This is a genomic window from Neolewinella maritima, from assembly GCF_923081025.1.
GTDB lineage: Bacteria > Bacteroidota > Bacteroidia > Chitinophagales > Saprospiraceae > Neolewinella > Neolewinella maritima.
This window is the reverse complement of record NZ_CAKLPZ010000001.1, coordinates 1301201-1327723: the sequence shown is the minus strand read 5'-3', so window position 1 is coordinate 1327723 and position 26523 is coordinate 1301201. Positions and strand designations below refer to the sequence as shown.

The 26523-nt window shown below is 59.0% G+C and carries 24 protein-coding genes; 12 read left to right on the top strand and 12 right to left on the bottom strand.

Translation table 11 applies throughout. The features are described 5' to 3' along the window. Nucleotides 1-39: 39 nt before the first annotated feature. Nucleotides 40-1908: an OstA-like protein gene (locus MJQ68_RS05445; protein ID WP_238750014.1), complete on the top strand. Its 1869-nt coding sequence runs from the start codon at nt 40-42 to the stop codon at nt 1906-1908. Nucleotides 1909-1921: 13 nt separating this feature from the next. Beyond that, complete coding sequence (locus MJQ68_RS05440) at nt 1922-2689, top strand: hypothetical protein (RefSeq protein ID WP_238750013.1); 768 nt, start codon at nt 1922-1924, stop codon at nt 2687-2689. Here the strand turns inward: MJQ68_RS05440 and MJQ68_RS05435 are convergent. Genes MJQ68_RS05435 through MJQ68_RS05425 form a run of 3 tightly spaced genes read right to left on the bottom strand, consistent with a single transcriptional unit; the run spans nt 2686 to nt 4453 of the window. Beyond that, nucleotides 2686-2904: an AtpZ/AtpI family protein gene (locus MJQ68_RS05435; RefSeq protein WP_238750012.1), complete on the bottom strand. Its 219-nt coding sequence runs from the start codon at nt 2902-2904 to the stop codon at nt 2686-2688. The two genes, MJQ68_RS05440 and MJQ68_RS05435, sit on opposite strands and share 4 nt — an antisense overlap. Then, nucleotides 2876-3364 (bottom strand): bactofilin family protein, encoded by a 489-nt coding sequence (locus MJQ68_RS05430; RefSeq protein ID WP_238750011.1) that lies wholly within the window; start codon nt 3362-3364, stop codon nt 2876-2878. Before MJQ68_RS05430 ends, MJQ68_RS05435 begins: the two co-directional genes overlap by 29 nt. 45 nt (nt 3365-3409) lie before the next feature. Continuing rightward, nucleotides 3410-4453, bottom strand: coding sequence for a PorP/SprF family type IX secretion system membrane protein (locus MJQ68_RS05425; RefSeq protein WP_264758993.1), 1044 nt, complete (start codon nt 4451-4453; stop codon nt 3410-3412). Between the two features lie 229 nt (nt 4454-4682). Between MJQ68_RS05425 and MJQ68_RS05420 the strand changes: the two genes are divergently transcribed. Then, on the top strand, nt 4683-5573 hold the full coding sequence (locus tag MJQ68_RS05420; protein ID WP_238750009.1) for a bile acid:sodium symporter family protein: 891 nt from the start codon (nt 4683-4685) through the stop codon (nt 5571-5573). On the opposite strand, the gene MJQ68_RS05415 is transcribed toward MJQ68_RS05420, so the two are convergent. The 3 genes from MJQ68_RS05415 to alaS form a co-directional block, all read right to left on the bottom strand. Continuing rightward, nucleotides 5560-8304 (bottom strand): gliding motility-associated C-terminal domain-containing protein, encoded by a 2745-nt coding sequence (locus tag MJQ68_RS05415; RefSeq protein ID WP_238750008.1) that lies wholly within the window; start codon nt 8302-8304, stop codon nt 5560-5562. The genes MJQ68_RS05420 and MJQ68_RS05415 overlap by 14 nt on opposite strands. A 126-nt stretch (nt 8305-8430) precedes the next feature. Then, nucleotides 8431-8727, bottom strand: a complete 297-nt coding sequence (locus MJQ68_RS05410; protein WP_238750007.1) for an SCP2 sterol-binding domain-containing protein — start codon at nt 8725-8727, stop codon at nt 8431-8433. A gap of 27 nt (nt 8728-8754) precedes the next feature. Continuing rightward, on the bottom strand, nt 8755-11391 hold the full coding sequence (gene alaS / locus MJQ68_RS05405) for an alanine--tRNA ligase (protein WP_238750006.1): 2637 nt from the start codon (nt 11389-11391) through the stop codon (nt 8755-8757). Between the two features lie 348 nt (nt 11392-11739). Between alaS and MJQ68_RS05400 the strand changes: the two genes are divergently transcribed. From MJQ68_RS05400 to MJQ68_RS05360, 9 genes are all read left to right on the top strand, one after another. Further along, nucleotides 11740-12777, top strand: a complete 1038-nt coding sequence (locus MJQ68_RS05400; RefSeq protein WP_238750005.1) for a rod shape-determining protein — start codon at nt 11740-11742, stop codon at nt 12775-12777. Beyond that, nucleotides 12778-13596 carry a rod shape-determining protein MreC gene (gene mreC / locus MJQ68_RS05395; protein WP_238750004.1) on the top strand — a complete coding sequence of 273 codons (819 nt, stop codon included), beginning with the start codon at nt 12778-12780 and terminating at the stop codon, nt 13594-13596. Further along, entirely contained in the window at nt 13593-14117 is a 525-nt protein-coding gene (locus tag MJQ68_RS05390) for a hypothetical protein (protein ID WP_238750003.1), read from the top strand. The genes mreC and MJQ68_RS05390 overlap by 4 nt, the downstream gene beginning before the upstream one ends. Nucleotides 14118-14134: 17 nt before the next feature. Further along, nucleotides 14135-16012: a penicillin-binding protein 2 gene (mrdA, locus tag MJQ68_RS05385; RefSeq protein WP_238750002.1), complete on the top strand. Its 1878-nt coding sequence runs from the start codon at nt 14135-14137 to the stop codon at nt 16010-16012. Nucleotides 16013-16201: 189 nt separating this feature from the next. After that, entirely contained in the window at nt 16202-16660 is a 459-nt protein-coding gene (locus tag MJQ68_RS05380; protein WP_238750001.1) for a ferritin-like domain-containing protein, read from the top strand. Between the two features lie 107 nt (nt 16661-16767). Continuing rightward, on the top strand, nt 16768-17625 hold the full coding sequence (purU, locus tag MJQ68_RS05375) for a formyltetrahydrofolate deformylase (protein WP_238750000.1): 858 nt from the start codon (nt 16768-16770) through the stop codon (nt 17623-17625). 1 nt (nt 17626) lies between these two features. Next, on the top strand, nt 17627-18277 hold the full coding sequence (locus MJQ68_RS05370; protein ID WP_238749999.1) for an ABC transporter ATP-binding protein: 651 nt from the start codon (nt 17627-17629) through the stop codon (nt 18275-18277). After that, nucleotides 18278-19711, top strand: a complete 1434-nt coding sequence (locus tag MJQ68_RS05365; RefSeq protein WP_238749998.1) for a DUF389 domain-containing protein — start codon at nt 18278-18280, stop codon at nt 19709-19711. 35 nt (nt 19712-19746) lie between these two features. After that, complete coding sequence (locus MJQ68_RS05360; protein ID WP_238749997.1) at nt 19747-20664, top strand: mechanosensitive ion channel family protein; 918 nt, start codon at nt 19747-19749, stop codon at nt 20662-20664. 120 nt (nt 20665-20784) lie between these two features. Here the strand turns inward: MJQ68_RS05360 and MJQ68_RS05355 are convergent, their stop codons facing one another. Genes MJQ68_RS05355 through MJQ68_RS05330 form a run of 6 tightly spaced genes read right to left on the bottom strand, consistent with a single transcriptional unit; the run spans nt 20785 to nt 26467 of the window. Then, nucleotides 20785-21186: a LysM peptidoglycan-binding domain-containing protein gene (locus MJQ68_RS05355; RefSeq protein WP_238749996.1), complete on the bottom strand. Its 402-nt coding sequence runs from the start codon at nt 21184-21186 to the stop codon at nt 20785-20787. Between the two features lie 41 nt (nt 21187-21227). Next, nucleotides 21228-22862 carry an Ig-like domain-containing protein gene (locus MJQ68_RS05350; RefSeq protein ID WP_238749995.1) on the bottom strand — a complete coding sequence of 545 codons (1635 nt, stop codon included), beginning with the start codon at nt 22860-22862 and terminating at the stop codon, nt 21228-21230. 56 nt (nt 22863-22918) lie between these two features. Then, the gene (locus tag MJQ68_RS05345) at nt 22919-24550 is read right to left on the bottom strand and encodes a lectin-like domain-containing protein (protein ID WP_238749994.1); all 1632 of its coding nucleotides are present in this window, start codon (nt 24548-24550) and stop codon (nt 22919-22921) included. 9 nt (nt 24551-24559) lie between these two features. After that, nucleotides 24560-25288: a CDP-alcohol phosphatidyltransferase family protein gene (locus MJQ68_RS05340; RefSeq protein ID WP_238749993.1), complete on the bottom strand. Its 729-nt coding sequence runs from the start codon at nt 25286-25288 to the stop codon at nt 24560-24562. Further along, nucleotides 25289-26173 (bottom strand): hypothetical protein, encoded by an 885-nt coding sequence (locus tag MJQ68_RS05335; protein ID WP_238749992.1) that lies wholly within the window; start codon nt 26171-26173, stop codon nt 25289-25291. After that, a complete protein-coding gene (locus MJQ68_RS05330) occupies nt 26174-26467 on the bottom strand; it encodes a hypothetical protein (RefSeq protein ID WP_238749991.1) in 294 nt (97 codons plus the stop codon). Nucleotides 26468-26523: the final 56 nt, after the last annotated feature.

Genomic DNA, 26523 nt, shown 5'->3' with positions numbered 1-26523 from the left:
GGGGGCGGGGCCGCCGGTGCAATCGTTTAATCCTCTGACATGCGCTACCTCGTTTTCTTTCTCCTCTTGTTAGTTTCTGGTTCTGGGTGGGCGCAGGCCGACACGGCTAGGTCGGAGACGATAGGGATCGATCACGCCGACGAGCTACGCATGCTCGACAAGGGGCGGCGGCAGCGATTGATCGGGGCGGTGGAATTAAGCCAGGACAGTATTTTCATGTACTGCGATAGCGCCGAACTGGTCAGTGAAGTGCAGGTGTTCGCCTACGATAACGTGATCATCCAGCAGGGGGACAGTATCGCTGCCTTTTCCGACTACCTCGACTATAATGCGGGGACCCTGCTAGCCAAACTTCGTGAAGATGTCGTGCTCAAACGGGGTACAACGGAGCTATTCACCGATCAACTAGACTACGATCTGGCTACCAAATTAGCTACCTACCATATGGGGGGGCGGGTCACGAACGGCACCACGGAACTCAGCAGTACCCACGGCTACTACTACGCCGACAGCCGCAACGTCTACTTCCGCGACAGCGTGGTGGTGGTAGACGAACGCTTTGAGATGCGGGCCGACACGCTCCGCTACGATCTGGCCAACGAGCGGGTCTATTTCCTCGGCCCCACCGTGATCCGCGGCGACACGCACACGATCTACTGCGAGAGCGGCTACTACGACGTGGCGCTCGATGAAGCGGTGTTCAGAAACAATGCGCAGTACCGCAGCGGCGACCGGCTGGCGGCGGCCGACTCCATCCGGTACTTCGGCCGGGATGAATTGTACGTACTAGCTGGGGACGCCTACGTAGCCGACGGCGCATTCCAGCGCGCGACCGCCGATCGCATCAATTACTTCCGCGCCCGCGACCGCTACCAGTTGGCCGGCAATGCCCGCGTGGTCGACTCCCTGCAAGTAGTCACGGGTGACAGCATCGACTACAACGCCGCCACCGCCAGCTACAGCGTAGCCGGGGGCAGACCACGGGTGTCCAATCCCCCCATGCTGATGGAAGCCGACCGCATGTACTCCGACGAAGCGACGGGACTGGGGCGGGCCTCTGGTAATATCGTCTGGCAGGATACCAGTGCCAAGCTAACTATCGAGGCGGAGCGTGCGGACTACAGTCAGTACACCGGCTACCTGAAGGCTTACGGGGGGCGCCAGGATCGCGCGCTACTCACTACCCTACTCGATCAGGACACGATGTACCTGGCGGCCGATACGCTACTAAGCTACCAGACGGATGAGGTAAACGATCTGGGTGACACCATCCGCCAACTAGCAGCCTACACCGACGTGCGCATCTTTAAGCGTGATTTGCAGGCGGTCGCCGACTCCCTTTCGTTCAACACCGTGGACTCGGTACTGACCTTATACGACGACCCCATCCTGTGGCAGGATACTAGTCAACTGACCGCTGACACCATCGAACTATACCTGAAAGACGAAGCCCCCGACCGGGTGGTACTGCAGGAGAATGGCATGGTCGTCACCTCCCCCGACCTGATATTCTTTAACCAGGTCAAGGGTAAGGAGATCATCGCTTACTTCGATAGTAGCCAGCTGCAGCGCACGGAGGTAGCCGGGAATGCGGAGGCGATCTACTATGCGCAGGATGAAGCCGGAGCCTACATCGGCGTGAATAAGACGGCCTGCAGTAAGATGGTGCTGTACTTCGAATCAGGCGGAGTGGATCGCATCAAGTTTCTGAGCGCCCCCTCCGGCCGGCTCGACCCCATGAGCGCCATCGACCACGCTACACGGCGCCTGGAGGGGTTTCGCTGGGAGCCGGAGCGTCAGCCCCGTAAGCTGTCCGATCTGTTCGGGCCCCGTAAGCAGCCTCCCGCACCGTCACTGGCACCTCCTCCCCCGGTCTTTGAAGACGCATCCCTGCCGAGTGGGGAGTGACTACTTTTGCCCTATGTCGCGCTGTATTTACTGTGTTCTACTGCTGTGTTATAGTCTATCCTTAACCGCTCAGGACAGTTCCGGCTATACTATTGCTGAAGCCAGTCGCGAACTCGCGGCCGGCGATTACGCGCACGCCAGCGAGATACTGGACAGCCTGGAGCGTAAGGATGGGCTATCGGCCACAGCCTACCTAGGACTGGGAAATGCGTATTTCGAAGTAGGCAAAACAGGACGCGCGATTCTTGCCTACGAGCGTGGACTGCGGCTGCGGCCCGGCCACCGGGCCTTGCGTAACAACCTGAAGTACGTGCGGGAGGAAGCCGGTCTGACTACACCGGTCCTACCCGAATTCTTTCTACTGCGGTGGTGGCGTGCGGTAGGTGCATTCCTCGGTAGCACCGTCGCCTACATTGTGGCGGCCTGTTGCTGGTGGATCGCTGTAGTAGGCGGCGTATACTGGTACCTTCGCCGGCGGACCATGGCGGAAAAGCGTCGCTTCGTTCTCCTTCCCCTCGCCGTTACCTTCCTGGTACTTGCTGTCGTCCTGTACGCGCTGGGCCAATCCCGTTACGAATACTTGAATAGTACGGATGAAGCGGTGTTGCTCACAGCCGGAGCCGCACTGCGGGTAAGTCCCACCGAAGCGGCGTCCGTAGAGGATGAGCTACCCGCGGGCAGCCACCTGAGCATTACCGACCGGGTAGGCAAGTACGTAAAGGTCACGCTCGCGGACGGTCGGCAGGGCTACTTACTCCAGGACGAGCTGGCGATCATTTAGAGTAGATCCTTGACACTTACGTAGAGTCCACCGACCACCCCGATCAGACTCATCACGATCGTCAGCCAGGGATTAGTCCCCAGTTGGGCGTCCGCATACAGACCAGTGCCGATGCAAATCCCGATCATGCCGATCAGTTGTGCTCCGATACCCATGTACTTGGTCCAGGCGCGACTGTCTTCGGCACTACGCTTTGGCGGGGGCGGGGGTGCCATTGGCAGGAGTATTTTTAGTAGACGTACGGTCTGTATCGGCCGTATTCGTGGTGGCTGACTGTTCCGTCACGGTGACCTGGCCTTCTAGCGTACATCCGGCTTCCATAGCAAGCCTACGGGCCCGAAGGGTACCCATGACTGCGCTACTTTCCCGAAGAGTGAGGAGCTCCTGAGCCACGATCTTGCCGCGGTAAGTGCCTTCGATCAATCCATCGATGCAATCCACGTCCCCTTCAATCAGACCGGTAGTGCCTATGATCACCCGTCCCTGACACCGTAGGTTGCCAATCAGCTTGCCGTCGATGCGGATGTCGCCACCCGCTTCTAGATCGCCCGTGATGGTAGTGTGGGTGTCGATGGTGTTGACTCCGCCGGCACTGGTGACGGTTTGTCCCCGGCTACCGGCCGTAGAGGGGCGTTCACGCTTCGGTGATTTCTTCTCCTTACTCCCTCCGAACATCTAGTGGCGCTTATGTGGCGAACCGCGCGGCGTGGGGCGGCCCTGTTAGAATTGCGGACAATATACACCGCGGCGCTGGTTGCCGCATATCTTGTACTGCAGGCTAAGCTCGAAGCCGCCGTTGCCGTCAGTGGCCACGTTAAGGTCACTCGTATTGAGATCGTAGCTGAATCCCAGGGCGAAGTTCTCGTAGTCGAAGCGGGTGCTCAGGATGAGGGCATCGGTCAGCACGCTGCTGTCGAGGCGGTTACTGATCCGCGTCCAGACACCAACCTGGAACGACTGGCTGGCGGAGTTGCGGCCGCTGTCGAGCAGGAATTTCACATTGGTACCGGTGTTGACCTGAAAGCTGGGTCCCTGACTCATGATAATGACGCCGGGTACCAGACCGAAGCGATCGGTGAGCATGAACTCGCCCCCTGCATGGCCGGTGTAGCGGCTGTAAAGCAGGTCTTCGCCTTCATCAGAAAAGCTTTGGTTCGCCCGGTTTAGGTGATGAAATGCACCACCTACGTAGAGACTGTTGTTCTCGTCGAAGACCATAAACCAGAGGAGTCCACCGGCCATGTCGGCAAAGAGGAATTGGTCTCGGTCCAGGCCGGTCTCACCGCTGGCCGCATTGGGGTCGAAGCCACCGTCGCCGTCGTGCTGTGAGCCCCAGCGGAGGGCCAGGAAATCGAGGCTACGCTGTGCGGCACCGAGTTCGGCTCCGGCCACGAGGTAGTTACCAAATTTGCGGCTACCTCCGATCTTTTTGGAGTAGCTGGCGGAGACCTTTCCGGTGGTGGTGGCAAAATTGGCCTCCCCCGCCCGATCGCCCCAGAAGGTGCCACCGATGCCGAAGAAGTCATTGCGCCCGACAGCGATGCGTTGGTCGTAACTTACACTATAGGTCTGAAAAGCATTTTCACCGAGCACCGAGGCCCACTGGCTACGGTAGTTGATGGCAATGCGGCTGTTACAATTCATCACCCCCGTCATGGCCGGGTTAAGGTTGAGGGGCGACATGTAGAACTGCGAAAAGTGTATGTCCTGAGCCTGCAGGCCAAGGGCGGCAAGCACAAGTAGGAGGGTATAGACTATTTTCATAATCGGCGGGAAGAGGCGGTTTGAAAGCAAGTTTGCTGGAGAGACTGCCGGGCACACACCCGGTACAAAGGTAACGACCGCCCCCTGGCGGATAGTCTTTATCCCACAGAAAAGACCGGTTGCGAATACGCAACCGGTCTATGAATAAACACCTAAAACCCTATTAATGTCTTTCAGCCTACCACAATTATAGCCGTAATTCTTCAATCTTAAAAATATTGTTCTGGCAATGCTTGACTTCTTAATCGCGGCCGTCCTGGCGCTGATCATGTTTTCCATTGGACTTAGTCTCCGCCCAAATGACTTTCGTCACCTTATTTTAAGCCCTAAGGCCCTATTTACCGGTCTTTTCCTGCAATTGTTTGCACTTCCCGTCCTGGCATTCACCGTGACCGGCTTGTCCGAAATCAACACATCGTTTGGTCTAGGTTTTTTGGTGCTTGCCGCCTGTCCCGGTGGACTATCCAGTAATATGGTGTCTTTCCTCCTGCGCGCCAACACGGCCCTCGCAGTCAGCCTTACCCTGTGCAACTCCCTACTTTCAGTGTTGACCGTTCCTATCCTGGTCAATCTAGCCCTGGACCGATATGCTCCCCCGGGCACGACTGCTCACCTGCCCCTGATCGCAACCGCCCTGCGTATTTGTCTTATCGTCTTGCTACCGGTCCTAGTCGGTATGGCGGTCCGCTATCTACTTCCCAACCTGGCGCGCAGTGTGCGACCGTACACCCGGCGGGGAGCACTACTACTGCTGGCCAGTGTGTTTCTGCTGAAGTTATTTGCTCCCGTCCAACAGGGCGGCAGCGCGCTTACCCTGCTGGAAGTGCGCAGCATCCTACCCATTGCGTTACTGATCAACGTATCGGCGCTTTCACTTGGTAAGCTGGCCGGCATGGTCCTTCGGCTGGGGCGTGACAACGAGCTTACCCTCGGGGTGGAGGTAGGTATCCAGAATACCAGCTTGGCCTTCCTGATTGCGGGCACCTTTCTGCACAACGAGCAGGCCCTGAAGCCCGCCCTGATCTACGCCATGTTTACCTTCTTCACGGCCCTGGCCTACGGGCTCCTACTTAAACCCCACATGCGGGAAAAGCTGTACGCAGACCTTACCGGTTGGTGATGAGCTCGACATAGCCGCTTATGGGACTCTCACTCTGGGTGATACCGGTAAACCGGCGCTCGAAGATCTGCCCGATATAATAGTAGGTACCCGAGGGGAGCGGGTCGCCGTTCAGGTTCGTTCCGTCCCAGTCGATACTCGGGTTGTCGGTCTCGAAGACCAGCTGACCCCAACGGTTGAATATCTTGAGATCCACCCGCTCGACGAAGCAGAGCGCCCGCGGCTGCAGCAAGTCATTCTGGTTGTCCGCATTCGGGGTAAATACATTGGGTAGCTCGTAGATCGGACAGTTCTCGACGCAGACCCGGTTACTGGGCTCGCTCTCGTTGCCGTTGCCGTCCACGGCGGTGACGGTATAGCACCCCACGATCCCATCGGGAGGTGTATGGTTGAAGGTGAGCAGGCCGGGCGATTCGATGTTGCCCACTAACTGCGGTGCGCCACTACTATCTACCGTGAAGTAGACCCGGTACCCCACCACATCGGTAGCGCCGCAGTCGTCTATGGGTGAAGTCCAGTCCAGTATGTTAAACAGATTACCCGTATCGGTGCAGTCTACTTCCCGGTCGCAGACGCTTTCCACTACCAGTACGGGCGCACAGGGCGCTACATCGTCCTCCGGTACTACGCACACTTCCTGACTTCGATTCAGCAGGGGGGAAGGAATGTCCTCGATGTTGTAGGAGCCGACCGAGCGGATGTAGTAGCAATATTCCAGACCGTTTTGTAGTCCGGTGTCCCGATACATCATCTCGGTCACCGTAGCCACCGGACTAAAGACGGTAGCTCCCGGATCGCGACGGAAGACTTCATACTCCAGGTTAGTCCACGGTACGATCTCCGTCCAATCCAGGGCAGCAGCACGGTCCGTAGGGGTACCGTTTAGTCGCACGCTGGTAGCCGGCTGTCCCGGCCCCACCGGCTCACGCTCGTCCGCTACGAATAGCTCGATCCGGTAGCTGAACGCACTTCCTTCGGTATCTAGGTTGGTGTCCGTATAGCAGGTATCCACCCCCCCACCGAAGAAGGTAGATTCAAAGCTGGTGATGGCAGTGAAGTCCGCAGGGTCGGTCGTCTGTCCGTTTGCCCGGCTGAGCACGTAGCGGTATGGACCGGAGTTCACCACCGTATCCAGGCTCGTCGGATTCGGCAGGACCCAGCAGATGTCGATGATTCCTGCCGTGCTCGATGTTTCCACCACGTCCACCTTAGTAAGTAGTGGGATGTCGCGGTCCAGTTGGACACAAATTTCTTGCGAAGGGATGGACTCGATCTCCTCGAAGATCAGACCCGTGCGGGGGGTGCGCCGCGCCATCACGGCCAGTACCCGGTAGCAGTAGGTACGTCCGCGGATCACGTCCATGTCTTCGAACACGTAGCGGCCGTCAGCTTCATCGGTTATCTCCGTATCGGTGAGTTGTATGTAGCCGCGGCCGGCCAATCCGGTTTCACAGGTATCGGGTGCGAAGTTGTTGCTCCCCTCCCGTCGCCAAACGGTGAAGCCTAGAAAATCCGGATCATCGCTATCCTCGCAGCTATACGGATTAGCCCAGCTGAGGGTGATGAGGTCTTCCTCGATCCTGGTCTGCAGGTCTTCCGGTGGTGGAGCGACCACCTTGATCGATACGGTACGCAACGTAGCTAGACCCGACGGACGGGGTGCCCCATTATCTACCGCGCGCAGCACGACGAAGTATTCCTGGTTGCTGATGTCGCTGCACTGCGTCTGCCAGCGGAACGAACGCCGCACCGGATCTTCCTGAAAGCCGTCTCCATTGGGCAAAAAAGTAGCCGGATTACCGGGCAGGTCGAACGGTCGTCCGCTGGCGGTCAGACTGACCTGCTGCTCAGTATCGCTGAAGGGAGCCCCGGCCACTACGTCAAACTCGACTAACTCACCGGCTACAACACAGATCTCCTCGCGGGCGATCTCGATGACGGGTGGCTCGTTCGAACAGTCGTCGACAAAGATCTGCATGTCCCGCACCAGCGTATCCAGTGGGATGCCGTTGCGGAAGGATTTTACCAGGAAAGCCAGGTTGTACTCGCCGGGCAGCGAGGGGGTATCCCAGGTGATCTGACCGGTGCGGGGGTCAATGCGCAGATCCCCCGAGGAGCCGGTCACCTGATTGGGCAGTACGTAATTAGGGATAGGTGCTCCAGGAGCGAAGTTCGCCTCCGTAAATTCGAACGCCAGGCTATCGCCGTCGATGTCGAACGCGCCGGGATTGTGGGTCCACACCGAGCCGATACAGGCATTATCGATCGGGCTCTGCGTTAGTTCCGGCGAAGAGTTACAGCCATTCAGTATGGGGTTGACCAGCGAGTAGGACGTCGTGACGCTGAAGGGAATATTCACCGATCCGGGAATGTTTCGCACCCCGCGTACCCGGTTCACATCCTGAAAGCTCAGGGTATACCGACCGAAGGCCGCATAGCGGTGGCAAAAGGTATACTCGTTGCGCTGGATACCGGGTGTACTGGTCGGTACCTCCACGTTGCGGCCGATGAATTCGCTGCTTCCATCCCCCCAGAAGATCTCCAGGCTATCGCGGTCTACCTCCGTTTGCGCCGTTTCCGTATAGGTCACGATGGTGGCACAGACCGTCAGTTGGTCCGACGGATTGTCGCAGCCCGCCGCCCGCACGATGATCTCACCCGCCCGGTTGTGGGTAGCCAGTAGCACCACGGGGAAGAGTGCAAAAAAACAGAATAGGAAACGTAGACGCATGTGCCGTTCGGTTAGTCATTCACGGCAGCAGACTGCCAGTACCGAAAGTAACGCATAATCGCGCGGATTGCTTCGCCCCGCAGGTCGGCAGGGAGCCAAATCGCCGTTCCCTGGTCCGCTGTGTACCTAGCTGAGCAGGCCCTGCAGCTTCATGGCAAGACCCATGTCACCCTTGACCTTCACCTTGCCGCTCATCATGGCCATCATCGGATTGAGCTTGCCCGAGCGTAATTGGTCCAGCACGTCGACCGAGGTAGTGATCACCGTGTCGGCTTCCTTATCATCGCCGGTGACCTGGGCGCTATCGCCGGTCATGTCGATGTAGATGGGCCCCTCGTCGAGCTGTAGCTTGATGGATTTGCCCAGCTTGGGGGCGGTTTCTGCGGCTTTGGTAATGCCGGCCTTTAGTTCGTCGAAGGTCATATTGGTAGGATTTGGGGCAAGGTAAGATTAATTCCGTGCGGCCAGTAGTTCCCGGGCCTGGGCCAGTGCGGCGGGTATCCCCCCGGGCGCCTTGCCGCCGGCCGTAGCAAAGAAGGGCTGCCCTCCCCCACCCCCGCGGATGTGTTTGGCCAGTTCCCGGATCATGGCACCTGCGTTCACCGCCCCGGTTTCTTTTCCTGCCAGCCCCTTGCTGACGGCCAGGGTGAGAAGCGCCTTGCCGTCCGACTCGCTGGCCAGGAGGACTAGCGCCCGCTCATTTTCACCCGTGAGCTGAAAGGCGAGGTTCTTGATGGCCGCGGCGTCGGTGAGTTCGACCTTTTGGGCCAGGAATTTCACGTCGCCGACCTCCTCGAAGGCCGCCTCCAGGTCACCCTTAAGATTATTGGCCTGACTGGCCTGTAGCTTCTCCAGTACTTTTTTCAGACTGCGGTTCTCTTCCTGCAGACTCGCTACGGCAGCCACTGGGTCGCTCGTATTCTTAAGCTGCTCGCGCACGCCGTCCAGGGCAGCGAGGCGACCCCGGACGTACCACTCGGCCCGCTCGCCAGCTACCGCCTCGATACGGCGCACCCCGGCCGCCAGGGCACTTTCGCTGGTCAGTTTGAACAGGCCTAGTTCGCCGGTATGGGGCACGTGAGTCCCCCCGCAGAGCTCGGAACTGAAGTCGGGATCGAAGGTGATGATGCGCACCGCATCGCCGTACTTCTCGCCAAAGAGCATCATAGCACCGGAATTGCGCGCCTCGGCAATGGGTACGTCGCGCTGTTCCAGCAGTGGTATGTTTTGCCGGATCTTCTGATTGACCAGCAGCTCGATTTGCTCCAACTCCTCCGGCGTGGGCCGCTCGAAGTGACTGAAGTCGAAGCGCAACTTTCCGGCCCGCACGTCCTGTCCTTTTTGCACGGCATGCTCGCCGAGTACCTCGTGCAGGGCTGCGTGGAGCAGGTGCGCAGCGGTATGGTGAGCGCTGATCTTCTGCCGGTCGGCGTGGTTCACTTCGCTATACACCTCTGCCTGGGCGTCGGTGGGTAATTTATTGACGATGTGCACCGTAAGGTCGTTCTCCTTGACCGTGTCTAGCACCTCTAGCCGTTCGTCTCCCACCCGTATGATGCCGATGTCGCCGGCCTGTCCGCCACTCTCGCCGTAAAACGGCGTGCGGTCGAGCACCAGCTGGTACTGCGGCTTGTCCTTCACCTTCACCGTGCGGTACTTGGTCACCTGTGCGCCGGCGTCGGACAATAGGTCATAGCCGATGAATACGGAGGGCTCCGGACTCAGCACGACCCAGTCGCCTACCTCCCGCGCGGCGTCCTGCCGGCTACGGGCTTTCTGTTCCTGGAGCGCGCGCTCGAAGCCCGGCTCGTCTACCCGTAGTCCCTGCTCCTCGGCCAGCAGCCGCGTCAGGTCGATGGGGAAGCCGAAAGTGTCGTAGAGCTCGAAGGCATCTTTTCCGGCAATCGTTCCTCCCTGACTATCCAAGCTGGCGAAGCGGGTTAGTCCGTTCTCCAGCGTCTGCAGAAACGACCGCTCTTCGCTCTGTACGATGCGCGCGATCTGCTCCTGCTGGCGGGCCAGCTCCGGAAAAGCCTCGCCCATCTCGCGCACAAGCACGGGTAGCAACTGGTACATGAAGGGCTCCTTGCGGTCCAGAAAGGAGTAGGCGTAGCGCACCGCCCGCCGCAGGATGCGCCGCACCACGTAGCCCGCTCCGCCACTGCCGGGTAGCTGGCCGTCGGCAATAGTGAAGGCTACGGCACGCAGGTGATCGGCCACCACCCGGAAGGCCATATCGGCCTTGGCGTCCGGCGCGTAGCTGCCGCCGTAAGTATGCCCGGTCAGCCGCTCGATCGCGGCGATGGTGGGCGTGAAGATGTCGGTATCGTAGGTGGCTGTCTTTCCCTGTAGCACCATACAGAGTCGCTCGAAGCCCATACCGGTGTCTACGTGACGCTCCGGCAGGTTGACCAGACTGCCGTCGGCCCGGCGGTTGTACTGAATGAATACATTGTTCCAGATCTCCACGACCCCGCTACCGTCTACGTTCACGCCCTCGCGGCCGGGGCTGGCGGCGCGCTCGGCGTCGGTGCGCAGGTCGACGTGGATCTCGGTACACGGTCCGCAGGGACCGGTCTCGCCCATCTCCCAGAAGTTGTCCTTCTTATTGCCGTACAGGATGCGGTCTTCGGGCAGGTAGCGTAGCCAGTGTTTTTTAGCTTCATCGTCTACCGGGATATCTTCCTCCGCTGCTCCCTCGAAGACCGTGGCATACAGCCGGTCGGCGTCTATACCGAGGCGGTCGGTCAGCAGTTCCCAGCTCCAGGCGATGGCCTCGTCCTTGAAGTAGTCGCCGAAGCTCCAGTTGCCCAGCATCTCAAACATGGTGTGGTGGGTACCGTCGCGCCCCACGTCGTCCAGGTCGTTGTGCTTGCCACTTACGCGCATACACTTCTGGGTATCGGCTACGCGGCGGCTGCTGGGCACGCTATCCCCCAGAAAGTAGTCCTTGAACTGGTTCATGCCCGCGTTGGTGAACAGCAGACTGGGGTCGTCTTTATTCACGATCGGGGCGGAGGGGACGATCTTATGTTGCCGTTCCCGAAAGAAGTCGAGGAAGGCGCGGCGGATTTCGGCGGAGGTCAAGCGGTAAAGGGGTTAGGGGGTGAAGGAGTATAGCGCGGCGGCAAAGGTAAACAGGGGGGCGGGGCCGCGGGTGCGGTAATCGGTTCGTGGCTTCCAGCCGCGGTATGTAGTGGTTCGTGGCTTCCAGCCGCGGTGACTGGTGTGTATTAGTGCTTATAAGCTATGTAGCTACAGATTAACCCCGGCAAGGATGACGGGAACCGAAAAGCCATACAGCTACAGACCAGCCCCCCGGCAAGGATGCCGGGAACCGGGCGGTAAAATAATGTTGCGACGCTCCCCGTCTTATTTACGACCTTTGCCAGCTGAATGCCACGGGGCCGTGCTTACGGCCCATAAACTAGGGGAATGCGCTTTTTAAATTTCTTTAAGCAGGAGCTCGCCGTCGACTTGGGTACGGCCAATACACTCATCATGCAAAACGGGGAAGTCGTGATCGACGAACCCAGCATCGTCGCCGTCAACCGCAAGAGCGAAGAGACCATCGCCGTAGGCCGCCGGGCCATGCAGATGCACGAAAAGACCCACGAGAACATCATCACCGTCCGCCCGCTCAAGGACGGCGTGATCGCCGACTTCCGCGCCGCCGAGCAGATGATCAAAGGACTCATCGACATGATCGGTCCCCGCCGGGCCTTTTTCTCCCACCTTAAGATGGTGATCTGCATCCCCTCCGGCATCACCGAAGTAGAGAAGCGCGCCGTATTCGAAAGCGCCGCCCGGGTAGATGCTAAAGAAACGTACCTGATCTACGAGCCGATGGCCGCCGCCCTGGGTATCGGACTGGATGTAGAAGAACCGGTCGGTAACATGATCATCGACATCGGGGGAGGCACCACCGAGATCGCCGTCATCGCGCTCTCCGGTATCGTGAGCGACCAGAGCATCCGCATCGCCGGGGATGAGCTGACGCAGAACATCCTCAATTACATGCGCAAGACGCACAACATCCTGATCGGTGAGCGCACCGCCGAGCAGATCAAGATCCACGTCGGCAGTGCCCTACCGGAGCTCGACGACCCACCGGCCGACTTCAGCATCAATGGCCGTGACCTCCTCAACGGCATCCCCCGTCAGATCACGGTCACTTACCAGGAGATCGCCGGAGCCCTGGACGAGGCCGTCGGACAGATCGAAGACGCCGTCATCCGCGCCCTCGAGACGATCCCGCCCGAGCTTGCAAGCGACATCTACAGTACGGGACTCTACCTGACTGGCGGCGGAGCCCTCTTACGCGGACTGGATAAGCGCCTGAGTCGCAAGACCCAACTCCCCGTCCACGTAGCCGAGGAACCCCTGCTGGCCGTAGTGCGCGGCACCAGCAAGGCCCTGCAGGACACCATTCGCTACAAGGCTATTCTAGTACCCGCAAGCAGTGTAAGCTAAGTGGGTCGGCTGCTACGGATCATACTCAACAGCAGCGGCCTGTTCACCTTCCTTATCCTGGAACTGGTGTGCGTGTACCTCATCGTGCACCACAACGATACCCAGCGCGCGATCTGGGCCGAAACCAAGAGCGTATACGGCAGCTACTTCACCGAGCAACTGAACCGTAAGCTGGCCTTCCTGGATGTGGCCCGCGAAAATGAGATCCTGCGTCGTGAGAACGCCGCCCTGCTGGCCCGCATCCCCGGTAGCGGATACGATACTTCGGTAGATACGCTGCAGGTCGCCGATTCGCTGTTTCAGCAGCGCTTCACCTACTTGGCCAGCCGGGTAGTCAATAAGTCGCCCTACGGCCCCTACAATACCCTCATCATCGACCGCGGGAGTAACCTGCAGGTAGAACGGGGACAGGGCGTAGTGGCTGACGGCGGACTACTGGGCGTCATCAGCGAGGTCACCCCCCGCCACGCGCGGGTGATCAGCGTGCTACACCTCGATACCCGCATCAGCGCCGGACTCGACAATAATGCCTTCGGTACCCTGCGGTGGGACGGCAGGGATCCCCGCAGAGTCACCATCACGGATATGCCGGACTACGTACCCGTAGCACCCAACGATACGATCTACACCACGGGCTACTCCAATGTGTTCCCCACCGGTCTGCCCATTGGCACGGTGGAATCCAGTCTGCCGCTGGCCGGTACGGGTAGCCAAAACCTCACCGTTGTCCTCCTGAACGACCCCCTGCAGGCCACCAATGGCTACGTAGTGCGCGACCTGTTCAAGGAAGAACTGGACCGACTCAACACCGTGCGATGACCCTGGCGGCCTTCTTCAGCAATTTCCTGCGCTTCGTGCTGCTGCTGCTGGCCCAGGTCTTCGTGCTCAATCAGATCGCCTGGGGCTGGGGTGGACGCGCCTACCTTTTCGTATTCGGCTACCCCCTGTTCGTAGCCCTGCTGCCGCTGCGCACGCCCCGCCCCCTGGTGATCGGTCTATCCTTTCTTTTAGGCCTATCCATCGACTTCTTTAGCGAAACGCTGGGGCTGCACGCCGGCGCACTTACGGCTACGGCCTACGCCAGACCGCTGATCCTGCGCAGCTTACGCCCGCGTGATGGCTACAATATAAAGGCGCGTCCGAGCATTGCTGACCTGGGTACTGGCTGGATGGCACAGTACCTGACCCTGCTGCTACTGGTACATCTGCTGGTCTTTTTTCTGCTGCAGACCTTCTCGATCCTCTTCGCGGGGGAGATCGCCATCAAGACGGCCCTTTCGCTACCGGCTAGTCTGTTGACTACTGGTATCTTTGTCCTGCTCTTTTCCTCCAAGACCTAACCCCCCCTGCCCCCTCCGTGAAAGATGCCGTCGATATCCGGGCGATAAGTATTCGCGCTGTGATCGCGCTGATCACGCTACTGCTGCTCGGCAAGGCCTTTCACCTCCAGGTCGTAAGCGATACCTGGCGCACGCGTGCCGACCGGGTGGGCAACAGCCAGATCGATCAGTACCCGGCCCGCGGCCTGATGACGGACCGTAACGGGAAGCTGCTGACCATCAACGAGCCCATCTACCAGATCGAGCTGACCTACAACCAATTCAAGAAGCACAGCGCGACCTTCGATACCACGCGCTTCTGTCAGTTGCTGGGTATCACGCGGATGTACTTTGAGGAAGCCTTCCCCAAGCAGTGGGGTGGCAAATACAGCCCGTCCAAACCGTTCACTTTTCTGGCCAATGTGTCGCCCTCCGTGTATGCGACCTTTCAGGAAAATCTGTTTCAGTTTCCTGGCTTTTCGGCTACGCTCCGTTCTTCCCGCAACTATCCCCATACCGTAGCGGCCCACCTGCTGGGGTATATGGGCGAGGTGAGCCAGCGCACGATCGACCGGGGAGCGGGGCGCTACACCTCCGGCGACTACCACGGCATTTCGGGACTAGAATATCAGTACGAATCCGAACTGCGCGGGGCGAAGGGCCGCCGTCTCGTGTACCGCGACCGCCTGGGGCGTGAGGCCGGCGAAGTACTGGACGGGGCGCTGGACGTAGATGCAACAGTAGGCACCGACCTGATCACTACCATCGACCTGGACCTACAGGCCTACGGCGAGGCGTTGATGGTGAACAAGGTAGGCAGCATTGTAGCCCTGGAACCGGCCACCGGGGAGATACTGACGATGATCTCGGCCCCTACCTACGACCCGAAGTCGCTGCGTATTGGCCGCGACCGCGGACGCTCCTTCGTGGAACTACAGCGGGATACCCTTCAGCCGCTACTGAATCGTGCCATCAACGGCAAGTACCCCCCGGGCTCCCCCTTCAAGACGCTCGTGGCGCTCATCGCCATGCAGACCGGCACGCTCGCGCCCGATCGCGGGATCAGCTGCGCGGGAGGCTTTACCAGCGGAGGGCGCGTATTGCTGGGTTGTCACAACCACCCCTACTGCAGCAACGTCGAGGATGCTATCGCCCAGAGCTGCAACGCGTACTTCGTCACGGCCTGGCTCGAGAACGTCAACCGCTACGGCAGCCTGTCCCCCACCCAGGGGCTGGATGAGTTTAATGACTACCTCTACCAGTTCGGGCTGGGCAGTAAATTGGGGATAGACTTTCCGGGTGAGATCGCCGGTCACGTACCCACCTCCACCTACTACAACGAACGCTTTCAGGACGAGCAGTTCTGGCGCGCCATCTGGATGCGGTCGCTGGCCATCGGCCAGGGTGAATATGAGCTCACCGCCCTGCAGACGGCTAACTTCGTTGCGGCCATCGCAAACCGCGGGCACTGGTACACGCCCCACCTGGTCAAGGAGGTGCAGGAAGGCAACGACGGGCAGCTCCGTAGCATCACGCCCGAGCGGCACGACATCGACATCGACCGGCGCTACTTCGAGACCGTGGTGCGGGGCATGCGCAAGACCGTCACCGAGGGTACCGCGCGGGTTGCCAACGTACCCGATATTGAGATTTGCGGCAAGACCGGCACCATTCAAAACTCCCACGGCGATCACTCCAGTTTCGTGGCTTTTGCTCCGGCCGATGATCCCAAGATCGCGATCATGGTCTACGTGGAAAACGGCGGATTCGGTGGTTCGGTAGCCGCCCCGATCGCCAGTTTAATGATCGAGAAATACCTGCACGGCGCCATCTCCGACCAGCGCAGGTGGGTGGAAACGCGGATGCTGGAAAAAGACATGACCCAGCGGGGAGAAAGCACGATCCGGGTAAAGTAAGTGCGCGTCCGCCGGTGCTATGAATTGCACCCGCGACCCCGCCCCGCCCGCCGGACTAATTTGCGTACCGTACCGAACGTCTATCCGTATTCTGCGTTACGAAACCGTAAGCAAAGCGGGTGTCCGCCTAGCTTATACACCCATATTCATCCGCCGGAAGCTAAGCTTTCGCAATAAAATTGATTATCCATGGATAACGTCAGCAACGAACAGACCAAAGGTCTCAACAAACTCATCACGACCCTCTACGACGGAGAAAACGGCTACAAAGAAGCTGCCGAAGAAGTAGATAGTGTATCGCTCGCCACCAAGTTTCGCGAGCTTAGCCAGCAGCGCTACGATTTCGGGCATGAGATCAAGCCCCACATCACCAAACTGGGCGGTAAGGTAGATAAGGGAGGCAGCGCCGGTGCCGCCCTGCACCGGGCGTGGATCGACATCAAGTCGGCCCTCTCCAGCCAGGATGAAGCAGCCGTGATCGCCGAGTGTATCCGCGGTGACGAGAGTGGTATCGATACCTACAAAGAGGTACTGAAGGACACTACCCTATCGGCCGATGCCCGCCAGACCGTAAGCCGTCAGATGCAGCAGTTGGAGCGTACCGTAGCGGAGCTCAAGCAGCTACACCGCACCTACGACAAGGCCTAGGACCTGAGCCATCCGGTCCAGACCTAGGAGAAAGCCTCCGCCCCGATTCGGGTGCGGAGGCTTTTGTGTTTTGCTATCTTGCGGCCCCTTCGAACCCTCCCGCCTCCTTGTCCAATCACGCCATTCTACTGATCCACTGTCCTGACCAGCCCGGTCTGGTAGCGCAGGTGACCGAGTTCGTGCACAAGAACCGCGGCAATATCCTGAACCTGGATCAGCACGTGGACCGGCTAGCCGGGCGGTTCTTTATGCGTATTGAATGGGACCTGGACGGCTTCCTCATTCCGGTGGATAAGATCGATGACTATTTCGGTACGCTGATCGGCCAGGCGCATGGGATGAACTGGCAATTGCACCTGACCCGCCGCCGGCCCCGGATGGTACTGTTCGTAAGTAAGGCCAGCCACTGCCTGTACGACCTGCTGCAGCGCCACGGAACCGGAGAATTCGACTGCGAAATACCCGCCATCATCAGCAACCACGAACAGCTCCGGTATATCGCCGAGCGGTTCGATATTCCCTTTCACTACGTGCCGGTGACCCAGGCCACCAAGGCGGAGCAAGAGCAGCGGACCACTATCCTCCTACGGGAGCTCGGAGCGGACTTCATCGTGCTGGCGCGCTACATGCAGATCCTGTCGGACGACTTCTGCGCGCAGTGGCCCCACCGCATCATAAATATTCATCATTCTTTTCTACCCGCCTTTAAGGGGGCACGGCCCTACCACTCGGCCTTCGAGCGGGGGGTAAAACTCATCGGTGCCACGAGCCATTACGTGACGGCGGACCTGGACGAGGGGCCCATCATCGCGCAGGCGGTGGAACCCGTGAGCCACCACGACGCTATCGACGACCTGAAGCGCATCGGTAAGGATGTGGAGAAGCGGGTACTGGCCCGGGCGGTGTACCTACAGCTGCGTCACCTGATTCTGCCGTATGGCAACCGAACCATCATCTTTTCCTGACATGCTAGAGGCGACGAATATCCGGAAAAGCTACGGCACGCTGGACGTACTGCGGGGTGTGGATCTGACGGTGGACGACGCCGAGATCGTGAGTATAGTCGGCAAGAGCGGCGCGGGAAAGAGTACGTTACTGCACATTCTGGGCACCCTGGACCGGCCCGATACCGGTCGGCTCCGAATCGGCGGCGAGGAGGTGTTCGCACTGCGGGACCGCGACCTAGCCACCTTCCGCAACCAGCGTATTGGATTTGTCTTTCAGTTCCATCACCTGCTACCGGAATTCACGGCGCTGGAGAACGTCTGTATCCCGGCCTACATCGCGAAGAGCGATGTAGACGCTACAGAGCGTAAGGGGATGGAGTTTTTGGATTACCTGGGCCTGGCGGACCGCGCCCACCACAAACCCGCCCAAATGAGCGGCGGCGAGCAGCAGCGCGTAGCCGTGGCCCGGGCACTGATCAACGCACCAGCCATCGTGTTTGCCGATGAGCCGAGTGGTAACCTCGACTCCGCCAGCTCACAAGAATTGCACGACCTACTCTTCCAACTCCGGAAGGACTTCCGGCAGAGCTTCATCATCGTGACGCATAACGAGGAGCTTGCACGCATGAGCGACCGGCGCCTGGAAATGATTGACGGGATCCTGGTATAGATGGAAAAACAACAACGCACGGAGGGCTCGGACGAGATCACGCCCGGCCAGGGAGGGATCAAGCTGTGGTTCCGCGAATTTATGGACCTACGTGAGGGAAGTGACCGCGAGGGAGCCGTAGCCACCATTACCAGCGGCAAGCTGATGCGAGGCAGCAACGCCTGGATGCTGGTCTGCTCCATCATGATCGCCAGCCTGGGCCTGAACCTGAACTCCGGGGCGGTCATCATCGGCGCCATGCTCATCTCTCCCCTGATGAACCCCATATTGGGTATCGGTCTGGGAGTAGGTACCAATGATCGCGACATGCTATGGGCGGCGCTGGTCAACTTCGGCGTGTCGATCCTCATCGCGCTAGTGACCAGCTCGGTCTACTTCCTATTCACTCCACTCGATCTATTCACCCCGGAAATGCGGGCGCGCACCGAGCCTACGGTTCTCGATGGCCTGATCGCGGTGTTTGGCGGACTGGCAGGTATTATCTCCGTCACCCGGGCGGATAAGACCAATGCGATCCCGGGGGTAGCCATCGCTACAGCCCTGATGCCTCCGCTGTGCGTGGCGGGTTATGGGCTTACGGTAGGACTGCGAACGGGAGGAGATTTCACTATTTTCTGGCGTTCGTTCTACCTCTTTTTTCTCAATAGCTTCTTTATTGCCGCCACCGCCTACCTGATCATTCGGCTACTGCGCTTCCCCTTCCGCAAGTACATGAACACGCAGGAGACGCGCCGCAGTCAGCTGATCATCGCAGTGGTCAGTATTCTAATGATCCTACCGGGCTACTACATCCTTACCGATGTGCTGGAACGGCAGCGCAACGCCAATGCCGTAGAGGAATTTACGGCAAAGTACTTTCCTTCGAGCGCCAGTTCGTCCATCTTCGACCGCCGCAATCCTAAGCGTCCCCTGCTTATCTATCCGGTCACGGACCGGCAGGTCTCGATTGATAGTCTGACGGTCTACAGTAAAATGTTACAGTCGCCTCCGTACAATGTAACTGGTGCCCGGGTGGTGGTAGATACTAGTTTCAGCCCTTCCGAGATTGCGGGGATCAAGGGGGAGTTGGCTACCCTGGACGACATCAACGACCGGCTGCAGAATCTGGAGGAGGCCGAGGTAGTCATCTTGCGGGAACAGCAACGGCTAACTAACGACCTGTCTGCTTACCGAATGGATACAACGGCCTTTCTGAACTTCTCGAAACAGTTTCTCCTGGCGTTCCCCCAGGTGCAGGAAGTGCGCCTCGCGCTGGCACAGAGTACGCAGCGGTACGGGCCGGACGACGATCCCCCCTACACCGGCCGGCTTCCCCTGGTGGTCGTGAGTGAAACAGACCAGCGCGTCCCGGAGCAAGAGGAGCAGCGCATGCGTGAATACCTGATGCTGACCTTGAAGGTCGACTCCCTACTCCTCGTACGGGAGTTGCGCTGAGCCAAACCTGAAGTCGCTTATTGGGTTCATGGAGCATGGATGACGAAGTCAAAGATCTGGGCACCGTATTTACTAATACCTGGGAGTCGTTTCTGGAGTCTATCCCGGGACTACTGCTTGCCCTGATTATATTTATCGTGGGCCTCTTCATAGCCCGCTACATTGCCAAATTTTTCGGTAGCAGGATTCTGTCCCGCATGGACGATCCGCTGATGGGGCGCTTCCTGGTGACGTCCCTACGGCTATTGATCATTACCGGAGCCATACTGCTTGCCCTACAGGCGGCCGGGCTGAGCGGTATTGCCAGTGCCATCTTCGGTGCGCTGGGAGCCAGTGCAGTCATTCTCGGTTTCGCCTTTCGCGATATTGGGGAGAACTTCATCTCCGGTATTATTCTGGCCTTCAACCGGCCGTTCGGCGTCAACGATACGATTCGCGTAGTAGACCACTTTGGGAAGGTGAAGAGCCTGCAGTTTCGCTACACGCACATCAAGACCTTTGACGGCAAGGACGTTTATATTCCTAATTCCGACGTGCTCACGCAACCGGTACAGAACTATACGGCGGACGGATTCATCCGCTATGATTTTATGGTGGGTATCGCCTATGAAGACGATATACAGGGTGCCAAGGATTCTATCCAGCACGTGCTCGACAACCACAGGCTAATCATCCGCGATGATACACACATCAATTTTGTGGCGGAGGACGAGCTGGCCGCCAGCACCGTCAATCTAAAGGTCTATTTCTGGGTAGATACCACGGACTTCCGGGCGGGGGCGCTACAGGTGCGCGGTGAAGTGATCCGGGACATCAAAAACCAGATCGATAAAACGGGTTACAGCCTGCCGGCGGATATTACGGAGATCAAACTATACGGCAGCGAGCGGGATATTCCGATACGCGTAGAGTTCGACGATACGCCTAACTCGGAGGCGGAGAATCTAAAGTGAATGGGTTAAACACGGATTACACGAATATTTGGCACGGATGAAGTACAGATTGTATGAACCGCTGCCCATAGTATCCGTGCTTAATCTGTGCCCTTCCCCGTGTAATCTGTGTTTAATCCTTTACGAGTTGGCCGAGCGACCTTCGGGGAAGGGGATCGTCAATTCCTGACCGGGAAAGATCTTATTGGGATCATCGAGTACATCGGTATTGGCCTGGAAGATCTTCTTATAGGCCATGGCATCGCCCAGGTATTCTTTGGCGATCTTGGACAGGCTATCACCCTTTTCCACGGTGTGCTTGGCGTAGTAGCTGGTGTTGGCCACTTTGATATCGACCTGGACATCGCGGGGGTTTTCACCACCTACGCGCTTGATCTCGTCCCAGAGCAGGTCCTTCTGCCGCAGCGTATCTACGGTACTGCCCATGCGCAGTACACCATCGGCTTCCTCGACGTAACCATCGCGGGGGTTCATCTTTTCGCCCATCTCCAGGACGCTGCGGTATTTTTCTTTTACTGACACTATCGTACGTGTTTGGTGAGCTATGGCAACGGTCCGCTTACTTACATGTTCTCCAGGTCAATTACTTTCTCCACTTCCCAATTGGCCCGCAGCGGCTCGATGGTAAACCGTTGTACACGCTCGGGTTGGAGACCAAATCGCAGGTCGCCAAGGTCGAACCGACGGTTGTTGTTGCTGTCGTAGATCAGTTCCATCCTGTAAGTACCCGGTGCCAAACTGCGGTACACTGCCGTGTACTCGAACTCCTGATCAATAAAGCGCCGCGTACCTACGATCACTTCCCCGTTTTCGTTGACCAGGCGTAGAATGTAGCTGACCGCGCCATTTAGGTTCTGAAGGATAATGGATAGCTGGCCATAGCTTTCTACCGCAGCTACATTGAGCGCGCTGACGATGCTATCCCGCGATGCGGTACCATACCAGTCCGTGACCGCGCCCGGCAACAGTTCCAGCCGGTAGGGCGCCGCATCCCGCCAACCGGCCCGGATGCGTAACTCCGCCGGATACACACTATCGATACTATAGCTAAAGGGCACGGGCCGTAGCAGCGTATCCCGGTACAGTCGAATACGTGAGGTATCGACGGCTTCCAACGGCCGGTTGAACACCAGGCGGATTCCCTCCCCGGGGTTGACCTTCCCACGAGTCTGCTGAACCACGGACAGCGCCGTGGTCGGCGCATCGCCCGCATCGGTACCGCTTATGCGTAGCGTATCGGAATAGCGTCCGTCACGACCCAGCAAAATGGTATCCGCGGCCGGTTGTCGGTAGTACAGGCGGATGGTGTCCTGAAAGTCATTCCGTAGGTACTGCCGTCCGTAGTCCAGGTCGACGTTCTCGGCCGGCTGGTTGACTCCGATCGTGATCAATCCGTACTCTTCCGTGCCTACCTCCGTAATGCGGGGGTCAATGGGTATGGTAGAGAGTGGGACCGGTCCGATCGCATTTTCGGAATCGGCCACGGTGATGATGCTGTCCAAAAAGCCTGCCGCTGTAGGTGGAAAGACACCGGAAAAGTCCGCGAAGTAGTTCGTGGCACCCGGGTTGCGCGCTAGGGCGACTACCCGGTACCGACCCGGTTTGACATTACTGACGGTGAACCTACCGTCTTCATCGGTCTGGGCGAAGTAGGTGGGGTTCTCCGTGAATACGGCGGTATCCGCCAGGTTGGCATAGAGCGTAAGGGCCGCATTTTCGACGGCTTCCTGCGTGAAAGCATCGACTACCATACCGCTGACCGATGCGGTATCCAGCGTGGGTCCAGTGGAGAAAACAAACCGCAGATTTTCGGTAGGGTTACCCTCGTTCAGGTCCTTCACGGCCGCTCCGATGTTGAAGACATAAGTGACGCTATCCAGTAGCTCTAGTCCCTGCAGCGGAATGATTAGGCTCTTTCGTTGTAGCACGGGCCGGTTATCACCCACCAGGGCCAGTGGCGGTGATACGAAGATCTGTTGCTGTGCATCTACTTCGACCCATTCATCGAATGCTAAACGGATCACCTCGGGCCGAAAATTGGTCTGGAAGTTGGGGGTGGATTCCTCCAGTTGCAGGACCGGCCCGATCGTATCGCGGTCTCCACCCCGCGGCGGGGTTGGCGTAGCACAGCGTTGCAGGGTGAAACACTGAGCGAGCAGAAGGAGTAGCAGGAAGGAGGCGGCGAGCAGTTGGCGCAAAGGCGGAAGGAATATGGAAGGTGGTGAATAGACGCCCGGATCGCCTCGATAGTTGTCTAGCGGACCAATTGCACCGCGCCCCGCTCCTGCGAGCGATCACCACTGCGAAAGTCGACGTCCATCGTCCATACGTACATCCCCACGGGTGCGGAGAGCCCCCCTACCCTGCCGTCCCAACCCAGCTGTGGGGCGTTAGTCGGTAGTTCCGTAGCCTCGAAGACCACCCCGCCCCAGCGATCGTATACGGTGAAGCGGCGAATGCGCAGGATATCCCCCGCGTCGAGCGGAAAGAAGGTATCGTTAGTACCGTCATCGTTAGGCGAAAAGGCAGTCGGCACGTAATAGTCCCGGCAACTACTCAGGTCTACATCCACCTCATCAAACTGCGTACTACAGGGATGCTCCAGGGTAAACGCATAACGGGCCGGCGTACGGATATCGAGGGTATCGAAGGCTACTCCGTTGACGAAGGCCTGCGCGTCAGGATACACGCCTAGAATACGCAGCGTATCGCCGCTACAGAGTGTAGTATCCGACACCCCGACGTCGAAGTCCGGAATGGCGTACTGCTCCACTACGATACGATCGGCGGCCGTGCAGATAATATCCGTACGGGTAGCCGTGACGGAGTATATGCCCGGACTGCTTACTCGTACCTGGGGGCCCTGCAGACTACTATCGCTCCAGGTGTACAAAGCCGTGGGTACCCGGACGTCGAAGTCCAGCGATTCCCCGGGGCAGAGTGTAGTATCCGCGCCTAGCTTGACGAAGGCACTATCGCCCGCCACGCGTACCCGTACGGTATCCAGCAGGGGTAGGCCGCAGTCATCGAAGATCCGCACGGTATACACGGTCGTACTATCCGGACTGGCCTCCACGCTCGGGGCGGTAGTGCTACTCAGCCCGGCGGCCGGACTCCACAAGTAGCTCGCTCCACCGCTTACATCCAGTAGCGCGGTACCGCCCGGACATACCGTCACGTCCGCCAGCTGCTTTTCGAAGGAATTGAAGGTAAAGCAGACCGACTGCACATTGCCCAACCCACCGGTAGCCGCCGCGAAGCCATAGTATACCAGGGGGTCGCCGTCAAAGATGGTATTGACGATATCAGCCGTATAGTCCAGGCGCAGCTCGCAGTCAAAATACACCTTCAGGTTGCGGGCGGGAGCGTCCCAGGTCACGCGGAAAGGGAAGGAGTTACAGGTCTCGATGTTGGTAGCGTTCTTACGTGCCTGCACCGGTCCGGCCAGGTTGCCGCTGCCCCCGTGGGTTACCGTACCGTTGGCCATGATCGCCACGTGGTCGAATACCGGGTCGTTGCGGTTAGGGTTATAGTGGGTGTCGAATTCTACCCCCAGAGCCGGCGATATGCCACCGATGCCCAGTCCTTCTCCTCCGCTGCCTACACTGGCACTGACCGGTTGCAGACCGAATACGATGCCATCGGCACCGAATTCGTCCTTGCAGCCGAAATTCATCTCCATGACCAGATCGAAGCTGTTGCGCAGATCGACCTTGTCCGGATACCAGATGCTGCCTACCTCGAATAATGCGCGGTCCGGCGTGAGCTGAAAGCAGCTGTCGTTGGTCTGGGTAGCCGTACCATTGACAAAGAAGTCGCGGCCCTGCCCCCACGCCGTCAGGAGGGGCAGTAACAAACAACTAATGAGGAGTAATTTACGCGGCATGACGGTAAGTTACACGCCGCCCGGTGATTCACCCCGCACCTGCGTGCCTCCGCCCTGCAGGGTATCGACGGCCGCCAGCACGGCATAGTATACGGTGGCTACCACACATACCACCCGCCACAGGGGGCTGGGCTCCGGGTAGTAGTACACGTTCATAATGGCCGAGCCGATGAAGGCGACCGTAGCTGCGATGGTGAGTCCCCACCAGCGTCCGCCGCGGCTGGGGTAGGCAAACAGTATGGGAAGAAAGTGCATGATTGCAAAGGCCACCACCAATCCCACCGTAGCCCATGCGGGGAGGTCCGGCAGCACGAAGACCAGCACGTAAACCACCATATTCCAGAGCACGGGGAAGCCCACGAAGTGTCGGCCATCGGCGCTGACCATACCGTCTAGTCCGTAGTAGATCGCCGCCGAGAGCAGCATGGCGAAGGCACACAGCAGCCGGGGCAGGTAGGCCAGGTCGACCGCCATGTAGAACAGGTAGGCGGGCAGAATGGCGTAGGTGAAAAAGTCGATCACGTAGTCGATCGTTTTGCCACTCACGTCGGGCAGCACCTCCTGTACGCGGGCCATCCGGGCGAAGGTGCCGTCCACGCCGTCGATGACCAGCGAAACCAGGATCCACCACATGGCGCCGCGGTAGTCGCCCTCCGTGACGGCCAGCAGGCCCATGAAGCCGGCTAGGAGTCCGCTGGCGGTAAAAACGTGGACGGACCAGGCGGCAAGGCGTTGCATCTAGGTGGTTTTGCGCGCGCGCCGGGCGGCCTTGCGGTCGGCCTTGCGCTGCTGTTTGATCTGACGGGCCTCGTAGCGGCGCTGCTCTTTCTCGCTGCGCTGATAACCCACCAGGTGGAGGTCACTCTTCTCACGCAGCACGATCGCGGCGGCTACCGAAGTGACCAGGGGCCCCAGCACCGTACCGAACACCGGCACCTTGAGCATCAGGAAGAGCGGAAGCCCCAGCCCCAAACATACCCCGATATAATTGCGCCAGAAGTAGCGCAGGCTCTGCCGGATCCCCAGATCGAACTGCTCGCTGTAGTTGTCGGCGATCGCGAAGCCTAGCACGGCCGACTGTACGGCCAGGGCGAACCCCCAATCCAGAACGCCCGGTAGCAGGCTGGCACTCAGTCCCACCAGACTTTCCTGCACGATCAGGGCTACTAACGACACCTTGATCATACGGACCTGGGCCTGCAGAAAGGGCTTGAACAGGTGGGCGTTCTCGACGTCCTTGTCCAGGACCACCCGCAGCGTCTGCCGCATAAAGTGGTAGATCACTACTTCGAGCAGCACCAGTACCACCCAGTTGAGCGCTCCGTCGGACAGGCTCTCGTAACCCTCCCAGAACCAGCGCACGACCAGGCTGTCCGCGCCGATGGCCATGGCCGTGATCGGTGCGTCCGCGTGCTCGTTCCACCATTCGACCACCTCGGAGATCATCGTCAGACCGATCAGCACACCGATCACTACCAGGCCGCGCGCTACCCAGCCGTACTGCCGCAGGCCGCGCCATAGCTGGTGGTTGCGCATGAAGCGCCAGGCCCGCGGAAAGGTCATCAGGGTATAAAAAAATTCGTGTACGCCGTAGCGCAGCCGTGTGAGCCGGTCGCGCTCCACCTAGCTCGCGGTAGTACCCTGGCAGCGGGCGAGTTCCCGGCGCAGCCGGTCGTTCTCTTCGCGCAGTTCCTGTACATTCTCGAAGGTAGCCGGGGCATCGCGGTAGCTCTCCTCGCTCGGCACGGTAGCATCGCTATTATCGACCTGCTCCGGCTGGTCCATTCCGAGCCAGCCCTTCACGTTGGCTACCGGGTCTTCCCCGTTGTAGTAGGCCGCTCCGGCATATACGATGGGTAGGGCAAAGAGCAAAAAAATGAGCAGTCGGCTGAAGCCGGTAAGTTTGGTCCTGGGCATGGTCAGATAGTTTTCTCCTAATGTACGGAGGGCGGGGCCGCCGGTGCAAAGGTAAT